1 protein-coding gene is annotated in these 539 nt (G+C 55.8%); it reads left to right on the forward strand.

Annotation, left to right across the window (positions count from 1 at the left end; genetic code table 11):
• Positions 1 to 539, forward strand: a 539-nt coding sequence (locus AC1Q9F_RS28370; protein ID WP_492621366.1) for an EF-Tu C-terminal domain-related protein, incomplete at both ends; no start/stop codon positions are given.

Below are 539 nucleotides of genomic sequence, written 5' to 3' on the forward strand. Positions count from 1 at the left end.
TTCCTGATGCCAATCGAAGACGTGTTCTCGATCTCGGGTCGCGGTACTGTTGTAACTGGTCGTATCGAGCGCGGTATCGTTCGCGTTCAGGACGCCCTGGAAATCGTTGGTCTGCGTGACACCACCACCACCACCTGCACCGGTGTTGAGATGTTCCGCAAGCTGCTGGACGAAGGTCGTGCTGGCGAGAACTGCGGCGTTCTGCTGCGTGGCACCAAGCGTGACGACGTTGAGCGTGGTCAGGTTCTGGTTAAGCCGGGTTCGGTTAAGCCGCACACCAAGTTCACCGCAGAAGTTTATGTTCTGAGCAAGGAAGAAGGCGGTCGTCACACTCCGTTCTTCAAAGGCTACCGTCCACAGTTCTACTTCCGTACTACTGACGTGACTGGTAACTGCGAGCTGCCAGAAGGCGTTGAAATGGTAATGCCAGGTGACAACATTCAGATGACTGTTACCCTGATCAAAACCATCGCGATGGAAGACGGTCTGCGTTTCGCAATCCGTGAAGGCGGCCGTACCGTTGGTGCTGGCGTCGTAGC

This window comes from Pseudomonas sp. GW823-FHT04A03, assembly GCF_058796615.1.